The sequence below is a fragment of the Aeromonas taiwanensis genome, from assembly GCF_000820165.1.
In the GTDB taxonomy this organism is placed as follows: Bacteria; Pseudomonadota; Gammaproteobacteria; order Enterobacterales; family Aeromonadaceae; genus Aeromonas; species Aeromonas taiwanensis.
Window position 1 is genome coordinate 1 of sequence record NZ_CDDD01000056.1, and the last position, 14546, is coordinate 14546.

Here is a 14546-nt window from a genome sequence, read left to right on the forward strand (position 1 = left end):
GTGGGCCTCAGGTAGCTCAGAGGGGAGATGAGGGAGTGCTCTTCCCCCTCCGGGGCGTCGTCACGGATCTCCACCTCGCCCCGGGCGCGGATCAGGATCCCCTCGTGAGGGGACTCCAGGCTCAGCACGTGCAGTATGTTGCCGTAGCCGTCCGTGGTGCAGGTCGCCTCCCCCGGCAGCTCCAGTTGCCAGGAGAGGATCTGCTGGCGGGGGGAGCTGTGGGGGGTCAGGCGCAGATACTGGGTGCTGTGGCGTACCACGTCGGCATAGTGGTAGCGGGTCTGGTGATCGATGATGAGTCTCATAATACCTCCAGGTAGGCGGCGTGAATGCTCTGGCCGATGGCGCCGATGTCGCTGAGAAAATCCCTCAGATAGGCCTGCATGCCGCGGGCAAAGACATCGTCGATGGCGCCATAGGTCAGCTGGGCGTTGAGTATGGTGGTGAGGCGGCGCGGCGTCTGGCCGGCGTTGCCCTCAATCTGGGCCAGGATGAGCTCCATCTCGTCGAGGCAGGCGCGCAGGGAACGGGGCACCTCGTTGCGCAGGATCAGCAGCTCGGCGATGGAGGCGTGGGAGAGGGTCTTGTAGAGGGTCTGGTGCGCCTCGTAGGCGCCGACCGAACGCAGCAGGGCGTTCCAGCGGTAGAACTCGCGCACGCTGTCCTCGTCCTCCCGGATCACCTGGTACTTGACGGTGAGGATGCGCGCCGTGTTGTCGGCCCGCTCGATAAAGGTGCCAAGGCGCAGGAACCAGAGCACGTCACCGCGCATCATGGTGCCGTAGGTGGCGCCGCGGAACTGGTGTGAGCGCTCCTTGATCCAGTCGAAGAACTCCTGGGCCTGGCCGCTGGTGAGGCCCGCCTGGCGGCGCCGGCGGATCTCCAGCCAGGCGGCGTTGATGCTCTCCCACACTTCCCCCGGGATCTTGCCCCGCACTGCGTGGGCGTTGTCCCTGGCCATGCGCAGGCAGCTGAAGATGCTGACCGGGTTCTCCTCGTCGAAACAGAAAAACTGCAGCAGGTTCTCCATGTTCACCTGGCCGTAGCGGGCCAGGAAGGGTTCGTGGGTGCCGCTGATGGTGAGGGGGGCCACCAGCTCGCTGTGATCGGCGTCGATGGAGGGCATGAGCGACATGGTCTGGGTGACGTCCAGCATGCGCGCCGTGTTCTCCGCCCGCTCCAGGTGGCGGGACATCCAGTAAAGTTCACTCGCGGTGCGACTCAGCATGGGTTGCCCTCCATGACCCAGGTGTCCTTGGTGCCGCCGCCCTGGGAGGAGTTGACCACCAGGGAGCCTTCGGTCAGGGCGACCCGGGTCAGGCCGCCCGGCACCAGACGCAGCTCCTGCCCGGTGAGGACGAAGGGGCGCAGATCGATGTGGCGGGGGGCGATGCCCGCGTCGACGAAGGTCGGGCAGGTGGAGAGTGAGAGGGTCGGCTGGGCGATGTAGTTGTCCGGGCGCGCCTTGAGCAGTTCGCGAAAACGGGCCAGCTCCTCGCGGCTGGCACAGGGGCCGATGAGCATGCCGTAGCCGCCGGCGCCGTGTACCTCCTTGACCACCAGCTCCTCCAGATTGGCCAGCACGTGGGAGAGGGCCGCCGGCTCGCGGCACTGCCAGGTGGGCACGTTGTTGAGGATGGGCTCCTCCCCCAGATAGAAGCGGATCATCTCCGGCACATAGGGGTAGATGGACTTGTCGTCCGCCACCCCGGTGCCGATGGCGTTGGCCAGCACCACGCCTCCGGCGCGGTAGACCGAGAGCAGCCCGGGCACGCCGATGAGGGAGTCCGGGTTGAAGGCGAGGGGATCGAGGAAGTCGTCGTCGATGCGGCGATAGATGACATCCACCCTTTTCAGCCCCGTGGTGGTGCGCATCAGCACCTGGCCATCCTTGACCACGAGATCCGCGCTCTCAACCAGCTCCACCCCCATCTGCTGGGCGAGGAAGCTGTGCTCGAAGTAGGCGCTGTTGAAGCGGCCCGGGGTCATCACCACCACGCAGGGGTTGTCCACCGGGCTGCTCTCGCGCAGGGTCTGCAGCAACAGGGCCGGGTAGCGCTCCACCGGGGCGATGGGCTGGTTGTGAAACAGCTCCGGGAAGAGGCGCATCATCATCTTGCGGTTCTCCAGCATGTAGGAGACCCCGGAGGGGGTGCGCAGGTTGTCCTCCAGCACATAGTACTCCCCGTCGTGGTTGCGGATGATGTCGACCCCCGTGATGTGGACATAGGTATCCCGGTGCAGGTCGACCCCCTGCATGCAGGGCTGGTACTGGGCGTTGGCGAGGATCTGGGCGGCCGGGATCACCCCCGCCTTCAGGATGCGCTGATCGTGATAGATGTCGCGCAGGAAGGCGTTGAGGGCGGTGACCCGCTGGCGGATCCCCAGATCCAGGTGTTGCCACTCCCGGGCGGGAATGATGCGGGGAATGCTGTCAAACGGGATGAGGCGCTCGGCGCCGTCCCCATCCCCGTAGACGTTGAAGGTGATGCCGACCCGGCGAAACAGCAGGTCGGCCTCCTCGCGCTTGCGTTCTATGCTCTTCTCGTCGGTCTGGTGCAGCCACGACAGGTAGGCGTGGTAGTGATCGCGAAACTGGCTGTCGGCGAGCAGCATCTCGTCGTAGCAACCGGGTCCGGGTGGCTTGATGGGTAGCATAGGCACCTCTCCTTGTGACGTCCCTGGGATCTGGATTTGCAAGGGATGTGCCAGTCAAATGAGTCGCTATCGAGGAGGGTGTCAGTAATTTTTTGCAGGAAAATCATATGGATGACATATCTGTCATCAGGGGCGTTGGCACCTTGCACCAGACTGGTACCCCGTGGCGGGCAGCGCTGCGCCATTTTGTGGCAACGGACCCGGGGGCTCAGGGGAAGGGCGCGCTGGCAGAGGGGCCTCCCTTGCCCCATCAGGGGGCAAGGGGAGGAAAAGGCCCGGCCTGACGGCCGGGCCTTTTGTTGCCCATCTCTCGCCCGTGCAACCGTCAGGCATGGGGGCGGATGTGTGGTCGACAGGTGTCAGCCGCGCTGGTGCGGGATCCCTGTGGCAAGGCGCATGAAGCGATCGAATGCGCGATCCGGCAACAAACGGCGCAGGAAGATCATCGGTCTGGCCCCAAAACCAACGGCATAGCGGGTCTTGGGGCGGCGGGCCTGAACCGCCTTGGCGATGGTATCCGCGATGAGTTCCGGCGGGGACTGGCGCTCGCGGCTGGCGCGTCCGATCATGGACTCCGCCATGGGGAGGGCCTGGTGGCCATATGGCCCGTCGCCGGAGACCTCGCGCAGTTTCTGCGCGGCAATGTCGGCCCACTCGGTCTTGATGCCACCCGGCTCTACCACCACCACCTTGATGCCGAAGGGTTCCACTTCCATGCGAAGGCAATCGCTGATGGCCTCCAGCGCGAACTTGGTTCCGTGGTACCAGGCGCCCAGCGGAGTATGGATCTTGCCGCCCATGGAGGTGATGTTGACTATGGTGCCAGTCTGCCGGGCACGCATGTGGGGCAGCACCAGCTGGATGAGGCGGACGGCGCCAAACACATTGACGTCGAACTGGGCACGGCCCTCCTCGAGGGAGACGTCTTCAACCGAGCCGTAGGAGCCATACCCGGCATTGTTGACCAGTACGTCGATCTGGCCGGCTTCGGCGATGATCCTCTCCACTCCTGCCTGCATGGACGCATCCTGGGTCACATCCATGGCGATGACGCGGATCCCTGCGTCGGTCAGGGATTGCATGCGTTCGATGCGCCGCGCCGCGGCATACACGGTGAACCCGAGTGCCTTCAGTTTCATGGCGGTGGCCGCTCCGATACCGGAGGAGGCGCCGGTGACGAGCACAACGTTTGAGTTCATATGGAAGATCCTCGAGCAAAATGAATCGCATGCGTGTCCAGAAGCGGCTTGCCTGCGGTGTTGATACCTTATCCGACTCGTGATGCCATGGTTCTGGCAAACGGCGCCATGACGCCATCGAACTGCGCCATCCCTTCTGATTCGCGTCAGTCTGTGGGGCGGGCGCTCACGGCGGTGAGGGGCCCATGGCTGCTGCGGTGAGGCGCGTGGCGGCGTCAGTGCGGCCAGGGGGCGTGCCATTGAGCGAGGCTGACTGCTTTTGCGCCAGCCTGTCTCGCATTGACGGCAGGAGTGCGATGGCGGCGTCATACCCCAGGCGTCTGAGGGTCTCCCTGTCCTGGCGACTGTTCATGCCGGCGGGGGTTACTGCGGGGGCAATCAGCACGTCGGCGGAGGCGGTTTCCGGGGCGGCGAGCAGGCAACTCTGCAACCGGGCGACGTTGAGCCACATGGCCGTGGCGGTGCGGGGAAAAGCTCGCGGCCCATGGCAATAGACATCCACGGCGATGACGACGTCGGCTCCCAGGGCGCGAGCGGCGAACACCGGAACCAGGGAGGTGACGCCCCCGTCGATGAGCGGCTGCCCCGCAGCGCTCACCGGAAGAAAGATGCCGGGGATGGCCGCAGAGGCGCGTACGGCTTCTCCCGTGTTGCCGCCCGTGATGACATAGGGCAGGGCGAGGTTGATATCCGTTGCCACCGCGGCAAATGGCACAGGGAAGTCTTCGATCGGCAACTGTCTCACCAGGGTATTGACCCAGTCCGAGAGAGCCTTCCCCTCGATGAATCCGGGGCCGTCCAGCGTCGGATCGGCCAGGGAGAAGACGGCAAAATCACTGGCCTGCTCCCAAAGCCGGTCTGCTGACGAACCAGAGGCGTACGCGGCCCCGATGATGGCGCCGACGGAGGTTCCCACGACCAGGTCAGGGTGAATACCTGCATCATCAAGGGCTTGCAGCACACCTATGTGGGCATAGCCACGCAGGCCTCCGCCACCCAGCACCACAGCCACGCGGGGTGGCTGAGCGGTGAGGTGACTGGACGTGGCCGGCGCCTTCCCCAGGGAGCCATCGACCAGCCAGGTGCCAGTGAAGGTCCGGGGGCGCTCGGGTATCTGCACGCAGGCGGCTGACAACGTGACGCCAGACAGCAGGCCTGCCCACAGCAGCATGCCTTTCATGGCCAACAACAGGGCTTGCATCCTCAAGGTGTCAACGTGGCGATGAGGTGGGAGGGCAGGGACACCACGCCCTGCGCGGTTGGTACCTTGCGTAGCAGCGCAAGGGCGACTTGCCGGGCGAAGACGGGTTGATAGGTGTCCGGCAGTATGGGTGCCAGCAACCTGGCAAGGGGAATGGCCATCCACTCTCCCAGCCGGAACGGTTGCATCAGGTGCGTGCGTTTATCCAGCAGCAAGGAGGGGCGGGCGATGACCAGTGTGGTCAGATCCAGCGCCTTGAGGGCGTCCTCGAGCTCCCCCTTCACGCGCTGATAGAAGAGGCGAGAGCCCGGGTCTGCGGCGGCGGCACTGACCAGCCCAATGCGGCGAGCACCGGCCTTGACCGCGGCCCTGGCGACGGCCAGATTGGCCGTGAAGTCGACGGCGCGAAATGCCTCCCGGCTGCCAGCGACGGCGATGGTGGTCCCCAGTGCCAGATAGGCTTCATCTATCCGGGGCAGATCGGGCAGGTTGTCCATCTCCACGAGATGGGTCTGGAGTTTGGGGTGGGTGACAGCCAAGGCGCGTCGACTCAAGGCATGCACCTCGCAGACGGTCTCGTCACGCAGCAGGGCGTCAAGCAGTTCGCCTCCGACGAGCCCTGTGGCCCCGGCGAGCAGCACACGACGGGGATTGGGATGGGTGGACATGGGGTTGACCTCAGTTGAATCGATATGACTGGCGAGTGCTTTCCAGCGTCCGCCCGGTCCAATCTTGGAATGCGCGGTAGAAGGAGTTGGGATCTTCGAAACCCAGCAGAAAGGCTATCTCCCCTCCAGACAGCGTGGTGTGCTCAAGGTAGTGGCAGGCGAGCCTTCTTCGCGTCTCGCTGACCAGGGCTCGAAAGTTTTCCCCTTCCTCTTCCAGCCGGCGTTGCAGGGTTCTCTTGCTCATGCCCAGGCGGCTTGCTGCCACCTCAATGGTGGCCGAGTTGCTTGGCAAGAGTTCGAGCAGGACGGCATGCACCCGCTCCGCCGTGGTGGCGGCAGGGTCCATCTCGCACAGCTGACGACGCAGCTCGGGCTCGAAGGCTCGCCACATTCCTTCGTTGCTCGTGAGAAAGGGGCGCAGCACGTCCACGGCAGAAAACGTAATGCTGGCAGGGGCTCCTGGCGTGATGGCGGTGCCGAAAAAGCGCTCGTAGCGCTGCAGTGACTTTTCGCCAGGGAGTTCAGGCAGTGTCACTCGCACGGCATGGATCGCTTCACGTGTGGCGATCTGGGCCAGCCGGACAAAGAAGGCAAGTTCCACCACCTGCAGGGAGAACGGCACCTCGGTGTGCCCTCCTTGCCAGCGGGGGGAGAGCGTCATCTCCCCCCCGGAGCCCACCGTGATCTCGAGGCTCATGGGGGCGATGAGCGCCTTGTACTTGGCCAGCCGCTGAACCGCCCGCATCAGATCCGGGCTGCACAGGGCGGCAAACAAGGGGGGGCTGAAGACTTCGCTTGAAACCGTCTCGATGAGTCGCAAGGGAAACAGGACGTCATTGGCTTCCTGCTCCAGCGCCCGCCAGAAACGGAAGTACTCATCCGTGGTCAACCCGTGATTTTCGCGCGACAGCGTGTCTTCCGGCAGCAGGGCCCTGCGCAAGACATGCCTGGATTGCAGGCCAAGGTCTTTGAGCAGCAGTTGCCATCCGACGTCCAGGGAAAAGTGAGATTTGTGTGCCATGCGTGCGCCTTTGCCGTACGAGGTGAAGTCAGTGCGATCGGAATGAGGGTCAGTATAGGGGGCAGGGCGAGCGCATTGACATGCAAAAGGCGCCAATGTGGTGGCATCCGGCGCCAGAGACAGGCAAAACAAAAAGGCCCGATCTTGCGATCGGGCCTTTGAAGCATGGAATATGGCTCCCTCGACAGGACTTGAACCTGTGACATACGGATTAACAGTCCGCCGTTCTACCGACTGAACTACGAGGGAATTGGCTCCTCCTACTGGACTTGAACCAGTGACATACGGATTAACAGTCCGCCGTTCTACCGACTGAACTAAGGAGGAATTGCCTGTCTCGTCGAGACGGGGCGGATATTAATGGCCTCGCAGACGGGTGTCAACCCGATGGCCTGGGTAATAAATGACTTTTCGGACTGTTTGCCCAAAACTTGGTCTCTGCGGACTATTTTCAGCACAATCAGCGGCTTGGCATGCCCCTTCTGACAGGAATACGACGTCGCTCTGCCAGACCTCTCTTGCAGCTCTCTTCTTGCGGCATTTGGGCGGGGAGGGGGCACGGGGCCACTTGGCCTGCCATTGTCTTGCTCTCTCACCGGGAGATGAAGGGCATGGCAGCCCTGGAGCGGAATGTGCAGGAAATGGCGCGCAAATGCGGGGGATAGGGGACATTATCGCGGGTTCATGGCCATTTCTTGATCCCGCCCATCGAATTATCGGGCCGGCTCGGGTATGGTTGCTCAGGATACCATCGCCGCGTCGACAGCTCTGCCGGCCCTTGATGATGATCGGGTGCCGGTTCACCCCGGCCTTTGTCTCCTTCTTCTGGTATTACCCTAGACATGCACAATCAAGCTTCCTTACAAGGCGTGAAGCTGGCTATCGCATTGCGCCAATCCTGCATAGACGAACCCTACAGTGCTGCCCGCTTCGGGCGAGACCTCATCGCCGGCATCACGGTCGGCATCATCGCCATCCCGCTGGCCATGGCGCTGGCCATCGCCAGCGGCGTGCCACCCCAGCACGGCCTCTACACCGCCATCATCGCCGGTATCGTGATCGCCGTGACCGGCGGCTCCCGCTTCTCCATCTCGGGGCCCACCGCTGCTTTCGTGGTGATCCTCTACCCGGTGGCCCAGCAGTTCGGGGTGGGGGGGCTCTTGATGGCCACCCTGATCTCGGGCTGCTTCCTGGTGGCCATGGGGATGGCGCGCCTCGGCCGCCTCATCGAATACATTCCGCCCTCGGTGACCCTGGGCTTTACCGGCGGTATCGCCATCGTGATCGCCACCCTGCAGATCAAGGACTTCTTCGGCCTGCAGGTGCCCGAGATGCCGGAGACCTACCTCGGCAAGGTGCAGGCGCTGGCTCATGCCCTGCCCAGCTGGCAATGGGGAGACACCCTGGTGGGGGTGGCGACCCTGGCGGTGCTGCTGCTCTGGCCGAGGCTGCGTCTGCCGGTCCCCGGCCACCTGCCCGCCGTGCTGGTGGGGGTGGGCCTGGGCTTTGGCCTGCACCAGTTCGGGGTGGACGTGGCCACCATCGGCAGCAAGTTCAGCTATACCCTGGCCGACGGTACCCGGGGCATGGGGATCCCCCCCATCGCTCCGACCCTGGTGATGCCCTGGGCCCTGCCCGGGCCGGACGGGGCGCCGGTAGAGTGGAACCTGGCCGCCATCCAGAGACTGCTGCCTGCCGCCTTCTCCATGGCCATGCTGGGGGCCATCGAATCCCTGCTCTGCGCCGTGGTGCTGGACGGCATGACGGGTCGCAAGCACAGCTCCAACGGCGAGCTGCTGGGGCAGGGGCTCGGTAACATACTGGCGCCCTTCTTCGGCGGCATCACGGCGACGGCCGCCATCGCCCGCTCCGCCGCCAACGTGCGGGCCGGGGCCACCTCTCCCATCTCAGGCATCGTCCATGCGCTGGTGGTGCTGGCCGCCATCCTGGTGCTGGCGCCCTGGCTCTCCTGGCTGCCGCTCTCCGCCATGGCAGCCCTGCTGCTGCTGGTGGCCTGGAACATGAGCGAGGCGCACAAGGTGGTGGATCTGGTGCGCCGCGCCCCCAAATCGGACGTACTGGTGCTGCTGGTCTGCCTGTCACTCACCGTCATCTTCGATATGGTCATCGCCATTACCTTCGGGGTGATCCTGGCCTCCCTGCTGTTCATGCGGGAGATCGCCAAGATGACCCGGCTGCACAATCTGGCGGATCACAAGCGTTACGCCGGTGAGGTTCAGGCGGGGACCCTGATCTACAAGATCAACGGTCCGCTGTTCTTTGCCGCCGCCGAGCGGGTCTTCGACGAGCTGCTGGCCCAGGTGCGGGATCACGACGAGTTGATCCTGCAGATGGAGGCGGTCTCCATCCTGGATGCGGGGGGGCTCTCTGCCTTCCAGCAGTTTGCCAGACGGATGGCCAAAGCAGGGGTCCGGCTCAAGGTGGCCGAGCTGCAGTTCCAGCCCCTCAAGACCCTGGCTCGGGCCAAGGTGCGCCCGGTCGCGGGAGAATTGGAGTTCTACGGTTCGCTGGAAGAGGCCATGCGAGGGGAACATTTGCACGAAGCGGTTGAAAATTGATGGAAAGGGATAGGAAATGGAACCTTTTTAGTCACTTGGTTCGCTAATTGAGCAATCAGTGGCAAAAGATAAAAAATAGGATTGACCGGCCCGCTCCTATCCCTTACATTACGCCCCGTTCCAGCGCAATGGCGCAACGAGCTCGTGTTGGCTGAACACGTTAAACCACAGACCAAAATTTGGTGAGGTGACCGAGAGGCTGCCCACCGACGAAGTCGGCAAGATGCACGCGCAGCGTGCTCCGAAAGCCACTTCAAGAAGTAAAAATTTGGTGAGGTGTCCGAGTGGCTGAAGGAGCACGCCTGGAAAGTGTGTATACGGCAACGTATCGAGGGTTCGAATCCCTCCCTCACCGCCAAATAAAGCAAAAGGCCCCGTCTTGCGACGGGGCCTTTTGCTTTATCCGATGATGGGCGGCCCGGTTCGGGCCCTGGTTCGACAGGCGGGCAGGATAGCCCGCCTGGACGGCCAGAGGCCGCCCGCAGGGCGAGCGCCAGGGACGGCGCGAGTCAATCCAGACTCATCGTCAAATCATAAAAACCGACCTCAGGGCCGGTTTTTTGCTTTGGGCGCGCGGCAACATTCGTGCTCTTAACCCCTTGGCAAAGGCCCCGTCGCAAGACGGGGCCTTTTGTTTGTAAGGGGCCGGTTGCCACCTCGATGCAGCCGGCTTTAGCCCGATTGCTCAGGCCAGCTTCAACATCGGCATCTGTTCGCGGCTGTCGCAGTGCGCGAGATGAACCCGGCTGGTCAGACGGGTGAGCAGCTCGTAGGGGATGGTACCTATCTTCTCGGCCACCTGCTCCACCGGCAGCCCTTCTCCCCACAGGGTGACCGCATCCCCCACCTTGTCGCTGGCCGCCGGGCCCAGATCGACGGTGATCATGTCCATGGAGACCCGGCCCACGATGGGCACCCGGCGGCCATTGATGAGCATGGGGGTTCCTTCAGGCGCCATGCGCGGGTAGCCATCCCCGTAACCCGCTGCCACGACCCCGAGGGTGGTGTCCCGACTCGCCACCCAGTGACCGCCATAGCCGACCGCCTCGCCCTGCTGGCAGGCGCGGGTGGCGATGAGCTGGCTCTTGAGGGTCATGACCGGACGTAGATCATGGTCGGCGGCGAGCTGGCCGGTAAAGGGGGAGGCGCCGTAGAGCATGAGGCCGGGCCGGATCCAGTCGCTGCGCGAGGCCGGCCAGGCGAGGATGCCGGCGGAGTTGGCCATGGCCCGCTCGCCCGGCAGATGGGCACTGAGGCGGTTGAACTCTTCGATCTGCAACAGGGTGGCCTGGGTATCCTGCTCATCGGACTGGCTGAAGTGCGTCATCAGGTGGAAGGGCTGCACCACGTTGCGGCAATGACTCAACCGCTCGATAAAGGCGGGGATCTCCCGGGCGCGCAGCCCGAGCCGGTTCATCCCGGTATCGAGCTTGAGCCACACCTTGATGGGGGCGGGCAGGTTGGCCTGCTCGAGCAGCGCCAACTGCTCCCAGGTATGCAGGGTGGTCTGCAGATCGTGTTTGGCCAGCAGCGGCAGCGCCTCGGCACTGAAGAAGCCCCCCAGCACCAGAATGGGCTTGGTGATGGCGTTGGCGCGCAGCACCAGCGCCTCCTCGACCCTGGCCACGGCATAGGCATCGGCCTGGGCGAGGGCGTGGGCGACCGGCAGCAGCCCGTGGCCATAGGCATTGGCCTTGAGCACCGCGATGATCTTGCTGTGGGGGGCGTGGCGGCGCACCACGGCGAAATTGTGCTGGAGTGCATCGAGATCGATGCTGGCCGTAACTGTGTTCATCATGGTGTCGGGTGTCTGCTCGATGAGAAGTTGGCTGCTGGTCTCAATCCTGATCCGGTGATCCTGGCTGCCACGGCGAGCGTGCAGGGGGTGACCGAACCATGTTGTTTTATGTGCTTTGAATTGTAAAAAGATGTTATCAGTTGTTTTGTTGGTGGTAAATTATGTGGCGAATGAGAATGTTTAAATGGGCAAAATACGGGATATTCCTCTGTATAAATTCACCTGCCGACGCTTTCTCTGGCTCCCTATAGGGGCAATATTTATCACTGCTTTTCTCCCTCCAGACTGAAGGGGAATTAGGCCCTTTTTAGCCATATCTGGCCGGTTTTTTGGCATCGTTCCCCTTACGCGTTGGAAGGCTTATCGTGGAGCCGGAACTCACCCTGAGGGCTTCCCTCATGGATAGCCGAGCCTTTTCTCATCTCCTTAGCCATTCCCCCTCCCATGAATGCCCTCTGTAAACAGATTGCCCTGCCTGCCCCATTGTCATGCACGGACAGATCCGCCCTACGCCATGGGGTCTGCAGGATGTGACGCCATCGCTCCTGCGCACCATGGCGGGGTGCCTGCGGAATGAAACGGGATAACTTTTTGGTGATGGTGGTGCAAGTGGGTATGCGAGCGTGGATCGCAACCCGGTATTGGGTCATCAGATGCTGCATAACGATCGGGACAGCGGGTGATAACCGGTGCCTGCCACATTCAACATGTGAACGGGTATCACCGCAGGCTAAAGGAATGGATGGCGCAATGTTTCGGTGTCGCGGCGTCCTGCCTGAAGCATCACCCGGATAGGGGTGAGGGGCGCAGCGTCATGGAAGGGGGGTAAACACACAAGATGTGCTTGCATGAGGCGCCAGGGCGCCCTATGCAACAGGGCATGGGGGCCTGGCCACCGCGAGGGCAAGTCTGTCTCCCCGGGGCTCGGGTATCGGCCCCGGTCAGATATCCACCTGGGAGCCGAGCTCGACGACCCGGTTGGGCGGGATCTCGAACTGATCTGGCGCGCGCAGGGCGTTGCGTTGCAGCAGCATGAAGAGCTTGCCCCGCAGATAGAGGTACCAGGGGCGCTCCTTCATGATGAGCGACTCGTGAGCCATGAAGAAGGAGGTCTCCATCATCCGGCAGCTTAAGCCCTCCAGGTTGCAGCGGTGGAAGATCTCCTCCACGTTGGGGGTCTCGCGCCAGCCATAGCTCGCCACCACCCGCCAGAAGGTGGGGGAGAGCTGTTCGATGCAGACCCGGCGCACGTTGTGGACGTAGGGCACATCCTCCACCTTCAGGGTGAGCAGGATGACGCGCTCGTGCAGCACCTTGTTGTGCTTGAGGTTGTGCAGGAGCGCATGGGGGATGACGTTGACTACCCGCGACAGATAGACGGCGGTGCCCGCCACCCGGGTCGGCGGGGATTTTTCGAGCGACGCTATCATCGGCTCCAGCGAGTTGCCGTGCTCGTTCAGGCGGCGGATAAGCTGGCAGCGCTCGCTCTTCCAGCTGGTCATCAGGGTGAACATGACGGCCCCCAGGGTGAGCGGCAGCCAGCCGCCGGAGAAGACCTTGGCGAGGTTGGCGGCAAAGAGCGGCACGTCGATGGCGAGCAGCAGGGCGAAGAGGGTGACTACCAGCGGCTTGCGCCAGTGCCAGCTGTTGCGGGCCACCGAGCAGGAGAGGATGGAGGTGAGCACCATGGTGCCGGTGACGGCGATGCCGTAGGCCGCCGCCAGGTTGCTGGAGTGCTCGAAGCTCATGATGACGATCACCACAGAGAGATAGAGCAGCCAGTTGATGACCGGAATATAGATCTGGCCGGACTCCTGCTCCGAGGTGTGCACGATGCGGATGGGGGAGAGATAGCCGAGCCGCACCGCCTGCCGGGTCAGCGAGAAGACCCCGGAGATCACCGCCTGCGAGGCGATCACCGTGGCCAGGGTCGCCAAGAGCAGCAGCGGCAGCAGCGCCCATTTCGGTGCGAGCAGGAAGAAGGGGTTGGCGATGGCTTCGGGATTGCCGAGCAGCAGGGCCCCCTGGCCGAAGTAGTTGAGTACCAGGGACGGCAGCACCACCATGAACCAGGCGCGGCGAATAGGGCTCTTGCCAAAATGCCCCATGTCCGCATAGAGCGCCTCCACCCCCGTGATGGCCAGCACCACGGCGCCCAGGGCAAAGAAGGAGGCGCTCTGGTAGGTCACAAAGAAGCGCAGCGCCCAGGCCGGGTTGAGCGCCCCCAGCACCTCGGGGTGCTGGAAGATGCTGTTCAGGCCCAGCACCGCCAGGGTCAGGAACCAGATCAGCATGATGGGGGCGAACAGCTTGCCCACGGTGGCGGTGCCGTGTTTCTGGATAGCGAACAGCAGGGTCAGCACCAGCACCGAGAGCGGCACTATATACGGGTCCAGGGAGGGGGCCGCTATCTTCAAGCCCTCGATGGCCGACATCACCGACATGGCCGGGGTGATCACCACCTCGCCATAGAAGAAGCTGCCGCCAATCAGCCCCAGGATGATCAGCACCGGCGTCCACCTCTGCGGGGTGTTGCGGGTGGCCAGCGACATCAGGGTGAGGATGCCCCCTTCGCCGGCGTTGTCCGCCCGCATCACGAAGGAGAGGTACTTGACCGAGACCACCAGGATCAGCAGCCAGAAGATCAGTGAAAGAAAGCCCAGGATGGAGGCGGGCTCCACCCCGAAACCGAACTGGCCGGAGAGGCACTCGCGCAGGGTATAGAGCGGGCTGGTACCGATGTCGCCATAGACCACGCCGATCGCCGCCAGCATGACGCCGGACAGGGCGGGTTTGTTAGTACAGTTCATAACGTTATCTGTCAGTGTGAGGGTGACAAGGCTGTCACCACTGGGCCCGAACACGCGAGGGTCTCGGCGCTCCGTTCAGGGGAATTCCGGGGTAGTGGTGGGGTTGGGGGTCAACTGGATATAAATAGGGGGCTAATCATGGAACACAGTCTGTTTATCTGCCATTCGGTGAATAATGACACAGAGTGAGCGGGTTTATACTCAGGTATAAATAATCAGAAAGGGATATCGGATGGGTTTATTAATTACTCGTCGATTGACGTGACTCAGCTAACAACAGGTAATCGGTTATTTTAGCTATGGCTCTATTTTACCCGGTGTTTCCTGTTAATCTGCTCATAAAATAAATGATAAAATGCTGACCAATAAATCGCAGGAACTCGCTGGGCGTGGAAGGGGTTGGGTGGCGATAGTGTCCTGTTTTTGGTGGCTGCTCAGGAGGTGGCAGGGCGGTAAGGGTGGTTTCTATAAATATGCCGGAATAATAAGAGTGGTATATAAATTCAGGGTTCAATTGACGAGGTAAATTGCATCAGTAATTAACAAGAGTAAGGGTGCACAACAGGGTAGTAATTAATTGTAGAGTGGCGGGCTCACACCCCAATGGCCAGC

11 protein-coding genes and 3 tRNA genes are annotated in these 14546 nt (G+C 62.7%); 3 read left to right on the forward strand and 11 right to left on the reverse strand.

Annotated features, from left to right (window positions below; translation table 11 throughout):
* From BN1136_RS09240 to BN1136_RS09260, 5 genes are all read right to left on the reverse strand, one after another.
* The coding region (locus BN1136_RS09240; RefSeq protein ID WP_043808417.1) for a transglutaminase N-terminal domain-containing protein at positions 1-305 on the reverse strand (305 nt) is incomplete at its 3' end.
* The gene (locus BN1136_RS09245; RefSeq protein WP_043761259.1) at positions 302-1228 is read right to left on the reverse strand and encodes an alpha-E domain-containing protein; all 927 of its coding nucleotides are present in this window, start codon (positions 1226-1228) and stop codon (positions 302-304) included. The genes BN1136_RS09245 and BN1136_RS09240, both read right to left, overlap by 4 nt.
* Positions 1222-2658: a circularly permuted type 2 ATP-grasp protein gene (locus BN1136_RS09250; protein ID WP_043761258.1), complete on the reverse strand. Its 1437-nt coding sequence runs from the start codon at positions 2656-2658 to the stop codon at positions 1222-1224. Before BN1136_RS09250 ends, BN1136_RS09245 begins: the two co-directional genes overlap by 7 nt.
* 359 nt (positions 2659-3017) lie before the next feature.
* Positions 3018-3857, reverse strand: a complete 840-nt coding sequence (locus tag BN1136_RS09255) for an oxidoreductase (protein WP_043761256.1) — start codon at positions 3855-3857, stop codon at positions 3018-3020.
* Positions 3858-4023: 166 nt separating this feature from the next.
* The gene (locus tag BN1136_RS09260) at positions 4024-4869 is read right to left on the reverse strand and encodes a patatin-like phospholipase family protein (RefSeq protein WP_231557859.1); all 846 of its coding nucleotides are present in this window, start codon (positions 4867-4869) and stop codon (positions 4024-4026) included.
* Between BN1136_RS09260 and BN1136_RS20520 the strand changes: the two genes are divergently transcribed.
* Complete coding sequence (locus BN1136_RS20520; protein ID WP_231557862.1) at positions 4786-4989, forward strand: hypothetical protein; 204 nt, start codon at positions 4786-4788, stop codon at positions 4987-4989. The two genes, BN1136_RS09260 and BN1136_RS20520, sit on opposite strands and share 84 nt — an antisense overlap.
* Positions 4990-5060: 71 nt before the next feature.
* Here the strand turns inward: BN1136_RS20520 and BN1136_RS09265 are convergent, their stop codons facing one another.
* The 4 genes from BN1136_RS09265 to BN1136_RS09280 all read right to left on the reverse strand — a co-directional run bounded on the left by BN1136_RS09265 (position 5061) and on the right by BN1136_RS09280 (position 7074).
* Positions 5061-5726: an NAD(P)H-binding protein gene (locus tag BN1136_RS09265; RefSeq protein WP_043761254.1), complete on the reverse strand. Its 666-nt coding sequence runs from the start codon at positions 5724-5726 to the stop codon at positions 5061-5063.
* Positions 5727-5736: 10 nt separating this feature from the next.
* On the reverse strand, positions 5737-6747 hold the full coding sequence (locus BN1136_RS09270) for an AraC family transcriptional regulator (RefSeq protein WP_043761252.1): 1011 nt from the start codon (positions 6745-6747) through the stop codon (positions 5737-5739).
* Positions 6748-6920: 173 nt separating this feature from the next.
* Positions 6921-6996 (reverse strand) — tRNA-Asn (locus tag BN1136_RS09275).
* A 2-nt stretch (positions 6997-6998) separates the two neighbouring features.
* Positions 6999-7074, reverse strand: a tRNA-Asn gene (locus tag BN1136_RS09280).
* Between the two features lie 515 nt (positions 7075-7589).
* Between BN1136_RS09280 and dauA the strand changes: the two genes are divergently transcribed.
* Positions 7590-9326 carry a C4-dicarboxylic acid transporter DauA gene (gene dauA / locus BN1136_RS09285; protein WP_043761250.1) on the forward strand — a complete coding sequence of 579 codons (1737 nt, stop codon included), beginning with the start codon at positions 7590-7592 and terminating at the stop codon, positions 9324-9326.
* A gap of 270 nt (positions 9327-9596) precedes the next feature.
* Positions 9597-9684, forward strand: a tRNA-Ser gene (locus tag BN1136_RS09290).
* Between the two features lie 327 nt (positions 9685-10011).
* On the opposite strand, the gene alr is transcribed toward BN1136_RS09290, so the two are convergent.
* Both alr and kup read right to left on the reverse strand, forming a co-directional pair.
* Positions 10012-11124, reverse strand: a complete 1113-nt coding sequence (gene alr / locus BN1136_RS09295) for an alanine racemase (RefSeq protein ID WP_197068434.1) — start codon at positions 11122-11124, stop codon at positions 10012-10014.
* Between the two features lie 941 nt (positions 11125-12065).
* Complete coding sequence (gene kup, locus BN1136_RS09305) at positions 12066-13934, reverse strand: low affinity potassium transporter Kup (protein WP_043761246.1); 1869 nt, start codon at positions 13932-13934, stop codon at positions 12066-12068.
* Between the last annotated feature and the right edge of the window lie 612 nt (positions 13935-14546).

Excerpts from the sequence above, each read along its gene's own strand:
- BN1136_RS09270 (WP_043761252.1), bottom strand. The coding sequence starts at position 6,747 with ATGGCACACAAATCTCACTTTTCCCTGGACGTCGGATGGCAACTGCTG.
- BN1136_RS09255 (WP_043761256.1), bottom strand. The coding sequence starts at position 3,857 with ATGAACTCAAACGTTGTGCTCGTCACCGGCGCCTCCTCCGGTATCGGA.
- dauA (WP_043761250.1), top strand. The coding sequence starts at position 7,590 with ATGCACAATCAAGCTTCCTTACAAGGCGTGAAGCTGGCTATCGCATTG.
- BN1136_RS09245 (WP_043761259.1), bottom strand. The coding sequence starts at position 1,228 with ATGCTGAGTCGCACCGCGAGTGAACTTTACTGGATGTCCCGCCACCTG.
- BN1136_RS09265 (WP_043761254.1), bottom strand. The coding sequence starts at position 5,726 with ATGTCCACCCATCCCAATCCCCGTCGTGTGCTGCTCGCCGGGGCCACA.
- kup (WP_043761246.1), bottom strand. The coding sequence starts at position 13,934 with ATGAACTGTACTAACAAACCCGCCCTGTCCGGCGTCATGCTGGCGGCG.
- alr (WP_197068434.1), bottom strand. The coding sequence starts at position 11,124 with ATGATGAACACAGTTACGGCCAGCATCGATCTCGATGCACTCCAGCAC.
- BN1136_RS09250 (WP_043761258.1), bottom strand. The coding sequence starts at position 2,658 with ATGCTACCCATCAAGCCACCCGGACCCGGTTGCTACGACGAGATGCTG.